General features: G+C 55.0%; 8 protein-coding genes. 3 read left to right on the forward strand and 5 right to left on the reverse strand.

Translation table 11 applies throughout. The features are described 5' to 3' along the window. The 4 genes from lacNas_RS00805 to lacNas_RS00820 all read right to left on the reverse strand — a co-directional run. Positions 1-155, reverse strand: a 155-nt coding sequence (locus lacNas_RS00805) for a DUF1149 family protein (protein WP_201346499.1), incomplete at its 3' end; no start/stop codon positions are given. Positions 156-189: 34 nt separating this feature from the next. Next, on the reverse strand, positions 190-747 hold the full coding sequence (locus lacNas_RS00810) for a tRNA (cytidine(34)-2'-O)-methyltransferase (RefSeq protein WP_201331971.1): 558 nt from the start codon (positions 745-747) through the stop codon (positions 190-192). Further along, positions 740-1,912, reverse strand: coding sequence for an AI-2E family transporter (locus lacNas_RS00815; protein WP_201331972.1), 1,173 nt, complete (start codon positions 1,910-1,912; stop codon positions 740-742). The genes lacNas_RS00810 and lacNas_RS00815 overlap by 8 nt, the downstream gene beginning before the upstream one ends. A 9-nt stretch (positions 1,913-1,921) precedes the next feature. Beyond that, positions 1,922-2,302: a PTS glucitol/sorbitol transporter subunit IIA gene (locus lacNas_RS00820; protein ID WP_201331973.1), complete on the reverse strand. Its 381-nt coding sequence runs from the start codon at positions 2,300-2,302 to the stop codon at positions 1,922-1,924. Between the two features lie 164 nt (positions 2,303-2,466). Between lacNas_RS00820 and lacNas_RS00825 the strand changes: the two genes are divergently transcribed. The 3 genes from lacNas_RS00825 to lacNas_RS14395 all read left to right on the forward strand — a co-directional run bounded on the left by lacNas_RS00825 (position 2,467) and on the right by lacNas_RS14395 (position 4,589). Further along, positions 2,467-3,477 carry a lactonase family protein gene (locus tag lacNas_RS00825; protein WP_201331974.1) on the forward strand — a complete coding sequence of 337 codons (1,011 nt, stop codon included), beginning with the start codon at positions 2,467-2,469 and terminating at the stop codon, positions 3,475-3,477. Between the two features lie 22 nt (positions 3,478-3,499). After that, entirely contained in the window at positions 3,500-4,327 is an 828-nt protein-coding gene (locus tag lacNas_RS00830; protein WP_201331975.1) for an undecaprenyl-diphosphate phosphatase, read from the forward strand. A gap of 127 nt (positions 4,328-4,454) precedes the next feature. Beyond that, positions 4,455-4,589, forward strand: coding sequence for a hypothetical protein (locus lacNas_RS14395; RefSeq protein WP_280515190.1), 135 nt, complete (start codon positions 4,455-4,457; stop codon positions 4,587-4,589). Positions 4,590-4,663: 74 nt separating this feature from the next. Here lacNas_RS14395 and lacNas_RS00840 read toward each other — a convergent pair. Next, positions 4,664-5,430 (reverse strand): RluA family pseudouridine synthase (locus lacNas_RS00840; RefSeq protein ID WP_201335870.1); only part of this gene is annotated, 767 nt, incomplete at its 5' end.

Below are 5,430 nucleotides of genomic sequence, written 5' to 3' on the forward strand. Positions count from 1 at the left end.
TAGCCGCCTGCTTCGCCGGCGTCCTCGACGCCGTCTTCGCCAGTGGCAACCACCTGGCGGATGGCTACGTTTACTTCGTTCTTTTCTTCAGGATCGTCGAGCATGTCGAAGTGGAAGGCGCGGACGATGATTGGGGTTTGCTTGTTAAATTCCATGATTTTACCTCATTTGTTCTTTTGACTGTTTGCACTAATGTTTCGCCAAGTTGCGCTGATAACGGCCGGGCCGGTTATAGTCATCCTTGAGCTTGTCGTTTTCATAGTGGTGGGACTTTTCCATGTGCGGGAAGCCTTGCTGGCGCAGGGCTTCAAAAATCACGATGGCTGCCGAGTTGGACAGGTTGAAAGCCCGGATCTTGTCGGACATGGGGATGCGGAGATTGCGGTCCTCATAGCGGCGCATAAAGGTTTCCGGCAGCCCGGTCGTCTCCCGGCCGAAGACAAAGTAGTAATCCTTGCTTTCGTCGGTGTAGTCGACATCGGTATACGACTTGCTGGAGAACTTGGAAATCAAGTACATCTCCGCGTTCTCCGGCAGGCTGTCCAAAAAGGCGCGCAGGTCGTCGTGGCGGCGGATTTCCACCTCGCCGCCGTAGTCAAGCACGGCCCGCTTGAGGTGCTTGTCGTCCAGCCGGAAGCCCAAAGGCTCGATCAGATCCAGCACCGTGTTGGTTCCCGCGCAGGTCCGGGCAATATTGCCCGTGTTGTCGGGAATCTCCGGCTCAAATAATACGATATGGTTAGTCATTTTCTTCCTTTCCCTTCTCCGGCTCTTCGTCAAAACTGTCGTCATACAGGTGGGAAACCTTGCGGTAGTACTGGTAGGCGTGCATCAGCAGGATCTTCATGACCGCGTAGATCGGAATCCCGCCGATCACGCCCCACAGGCCCCAGACTGATCCGGCCCCCAGCATCACCACGATCGTCGTGATCGGGTGCATCTTCAGCCGGTTGCCGACGACCAGCGGGCTGATTACCCGCGTTTCGATGATCTGTTCAACGAAAAAGACGATCAAGACATTGGCCACCATCGGCAAAGAAGTCACCAAAGCGATGATCAAAGCCGGAATCAGGCCAATGAAGGTCCCGAAATACGGGATCAGGTTCAAAAAGCCGGCACAGATGGCCAGGGCGGCCCCGTAGGGCTCGCCGATGATCGTATAGCCGATGAAAAACATGATCCCCACGCAGATGGCCACGGAAACCTGGCCGGTCACGTACGATGCCACTGCCTGGTTGACTTCATGCAGCAGGCTGCTGGTCGCCTGTTCCCAGCGCTGGGGAGCAAACTTGACCAAAAACGGCCGCAGCTTGTGGCCGTCTTTAAGCATAAAGAAGAGCAAAAACGGAGCCGTCGCCAGCGTCGTGAAGATCGCCGTCGCCACGCTGACCGCGCTGGTCAGGTTGCTCAAGGCATTGGTAACCGTCGAGCCCAAAGTATTGCTGAAGTCCTGCTGCAGGGAGGTCAGCTGCTTTTGCAGCGAGTCCCGCAGGCCGCTGAACCTCGGGCTGTGCAGCAGATCATCGACCGTATTGGTCGAATTCTTCCAGATCGTCGGCCAGTTCTTGACCAGGGAATCGATCTGGTTCTGCACGACTGGAATCAGCGAGTTGATCACCCAGACCAGAAAAACGGTCACCAGGGCAAAAATCGCCAGGATCGTCACTGGCCGCGGCACTTTAAAGCGCTTCTCCAGCAAGTCCACCAGCGGGTTCATCAGGTAGTACTGCACCAGAGCCACCAGGATCGGGGGCAGGACCGCGCTGACAAAAGTGTTGATGGGACTCAGGACAAAAGAGATCTTGTTGAAGACCAGGATGATCACCAGGGTCAGAAGCACGTTGATCAGGCCAACGCTGAAGCGATTGTTGAGCACCCACTCCGTGAAGATGCTCGTCTCCCTCTTCTTCATTGGCAAATCCTACAGGTGTTCGTAGACGATCTCGTCATCAACCCGGAATTCCGGCATTTCCTGGTCTTCCGGCAAGTCCAGGTAGAGGGCGTTTGACATTGGCTTCTTTGGCACCTTGTCTGAGAAAAAGAGGCTCGCGTGCTGCAGGGCCCGCAGGTTGCTGACCGCCATCGGGCCGACATAGTTGATCAAAAAGGTTTCCCCGTCGATCGTTACCGTGTCGCCCTTCTTAAGCACGACTGCCTGGGCGCTTTGCTCGTCTTCAAAAGCCTGAATGACGGAAACGTCCCGCAGCTCATCATTGGCCGTCTGGCCAAACAAAATTACTACGCGGTCCTTCTTGCTGATCGCGTTTGGTCCGATTTCTTTAATTGTAGATATCCATTTCATTTTTATCACCTGGTTAAATTCTAACATACTCACTCAGAACTTAAACCAAAGAAGGAAAGAATTGTTAATTATTCTTTACGGACGTCTATCTCTTATCGACATTTGCCCGAGATAAGCTTAATATTTAAACTAGAGTTATTGTGAATTAAATAAGGAGGCTCAAATTGCATATTTTAATTGGTGGCTACACCAAGCACGAGTCGGCTGGGATTTACCAGTTCGACTTCATTGGTGCCGATGCGGAAGCGCATCTTGAGCAAAGAAGGAATGTTGTCAAGGTTGGCGGGCCAACCTACTTCCAAAAAGACGGGGAGTTTATTTTTACCATCAAGAATGAAGACGGCCAAGGCGGCATCGCCAGCTTCAGAAACGGCAAGCTGGTCAGCCAGCTGCTGCACGAAGGCTCTTCACCGGCCTATGTCGGCATCAATAAGGAAAAGAAGCTGCTGTACACGGCCAACTACCACACGGGCATTCTGGCCGTCATCAGCTATGACGAGCAAGGGCAGCTGACCCTGCTGGACAAGGTGCAGCATGAAAACCGGGCCCTGGGGCCGCGGCCGGAACAAGCCGGCGCTCACCCGCACTACTTTGACGAAACTCCGGGCGGGCACCTGGTTTCCTGCGACCTTGGCCAAGACCGGGTCGACTTCTACGGCTTTGACGGCCAGAAGCTGACGCACCTGGCCAGCTACCAGAACGAAGACGGCTTCGGCACCCGCCACCTGGTCTTCGCTCCGGGCGGCGACTACTTCTACGTTGCCGGCGAACTGTCCAGCCAGGTCAACGTCGTCAAGTTCGATGAAGAAAACTGGATGTTCCAGAACGTGGCAACCTACTCAACCATCCCGGAAAGCTGGGACCAGCACAACGGAGCCGCAGCCATCCGCCTGTCAAAGGACGGCAAGTTCCTGTACGTTTCCAACCGCGGCCATGACTCCATTGCCGTCTTTGCCGTTCAGCCGGACCAGCAGCTGAAGCTGGTTCAGCGGGTTTCAACCTTCGGCGAGTTCCCGCGGGACTTCAACTGGGACCCAAGCGAGAAGTTCGTCGTTGCCGCCAACCAGAACACCAACAACGCCACTCTTTACGAGCGGCAAGAAGACGGCAGCCTGACTCCTTTGGAGAAGGACATCGCCGTCCCAGAAGGAACCAGAGTTTTGTTCACCGATTAGTTAGGAGTTTTTGTACAGTAACATGCTAGACATCTTTAAAGCCGTTATTCTCGGCATCATCGAAGGGATTACGGAATTTCTGCCGATTTCCTCAACCGGCCACCTCTACCTGGCCGACTACATCGTCAAGCTGGATCAGCCAGCCAGCTTCATCAACATGTTCATGGTGGTCATCCAGCTGGGGGCGATCTTGAGCGTCATCGTAATCTACTTCAACAAGCTGAATCCTTTTGCTCCTTCAAAGAGCAAACGGGAAAAAGGCCAGACCTGGCAGATCTGGTTCAAGGTCATCGTCGCCGTTCTGCCATCGATCGTCATCGGCCTGCCGCTGAATGACTGGCTCGAGGAAAACATGACCACCTGGCAGGTGATCTCGGCCACGCTGATCATTTACGGGGTTCTTTTCATCATCTTGGAAAACTACTACGCCAAGCGCAAGCCGACCCTGACTGACTTAAACAAGCTGAGCTACAAGACGGCGCTGATGATCGGGGGCTTCCAGGTCCTGTCCATGATTCCGGGGACTTCCAGATCCGGGGCAACCATCCTGGGCGCCATGCTGATCGGCAGCAGCCGCTACGTGGCTACTGAATTCTCCTTCTTCCTGGCCATCCCGACCATGTTCGGGGCCTCGCTTTTGAAGCTGGTCAAGTTCTTCAAGGCCGGCCACGTCTTCGTCGGCAACCAGCTGGCCATCCTTTTGGTCGGCATGCTGGTTTCCTTCATCGTGGCTTACCTGTCGATCAAGTTCCTGCTTAAGTACGTGCAGACCCACGACTTCAAGCCTTTCGGCTGGTACCGGATCATCCTGGGGATCATCGTCATCATCTGCGGCCTTGTTTTTGCGTAAATCTTGTATTTGCGCAAAAATGTGATATGATTATTGCTTAAACATAGCAAGCTAAGAGGACGGTGAATGTTAAATGTTAAGTTTGCTTTGCCTGATATTTATTTTGTGGCTTTGTTGGAAAATGGGCGTGGCCCTGTGGCGGGTCCTGATCTTTTTGATCGGGGTTGGCCTGGCCTTTGCCCTGATCAGTTCCCTCGTTTTGCCACTGCTGGCCATCTGTGCCCTTGGCGGCCTTGCATGGGCGGTAATCACAAATTCATAAAAAGAACGACAACAGATGAATACAACAAAAAAGGAGACAGCCTGGCTGTCTCCTTTTCATTTTGTTCATTTGACCTATTGTTTCTTCTCCTGCAGCTTCTGCCACAATTCCCGCATGTCGGCCGGATCGGCGATGCGGATTTCCCGCTCCTGGCCGTTGAAAGGGTTGGGGAAGGCCAGATAGTAGCAGTTCAGTGCCTGGCGGGCAAAATCATCCTCTGCCCCGTACAGGTCGTCTCCATAGAGCACGTGGCCGCAAGCGGCCATGTGCACCCGGATCTGGTGGGTCCGCCCGGTCAGCAGCCGCAGCTCCACCAGGCTGGCCCCCGGCACCTGGCCGATGACGCGGTATTCCGTCAAGGCCCGCTGGCCGGCGGGGTTGACCTCCCGCTTGACCGTGTCCCCGACCCGGGCCAGGGGCTTGTCGATCAGGCCCGTCAGCTCGCCGGCAGCAAAATTGCCATGGACGATCGCGTGGTATTTCTTGATAAAAGCATCCTTGCCCAGCTTGCTGAAGCGGTCATGGGCAATCGCGTTCTTGCCCAGCAGCACCAGACCGGAAGTATCCTGGTCAAGCCGGGTCACGATGTGCGGCTTGACATAGGCCGGATCGGCCCCCTGGGCCTGGAAATAAGCCAGCACCCGGTTGATCACCGCGTCCTCAGCGTGAAAGCCTGAGGGAATCGACAGCAGGCCGGCCGGCTTGTTGATCACCAGGTAGTCGTCGCTTTCTTCAACGACTTCCAGGGGCCGCCGGGACACTTTCAGCCAGGGGTTGACCTTTTCCTGGCCCATCAGAAAATGGACCACGTCCCCTTCCTTGAGCCGGTAGCTGCCGTTGC

Origin of the sequence: Lactobacillus nasalidis (assembly GCF_016587775.1) — a bacterium.
GTDB classification, from domain to species: domain Bacteria; phylum Bacillota; class Bacilli; order Lactobacillales; family Lactobacillaceae; genus Lactobacillus; species Lactobacillus nasalidis.

What these genes read in the sequence shown, in the direction of transcription:
- lacNas_RS00810 (WP_201331971.1), bottom strand. Translation starts at nt 747, where the DNA reads ATGACTAACCATATCGTATTATTTGAGCCGGAGATTCCCGACAACACG.
- lacNas_RS00815 (WP_201331972.1), bottom strand. Translation starts at nt 1,912, where the DNA reads ATGAAGAAGAGGGAGACGAGCATCTTCACGGAGTGGGTGCTCAACAAT.
- lacNas_RS00820 (WP_201331973.1), bottom strand. Translation starts at nt 2,302, where the DNA reads ATGAAATGGATATCTACAATTAAAGAAATCGGACCAAACGCGATCAGC.
- lacNas_RS00830 (WP_201331975.1), top strand. Translation starts at nt 3,500, where the DNA reads ATGCTAGACATCTTTAAAGCCGTTATTCTCGGCATCATCGAAGGGATT.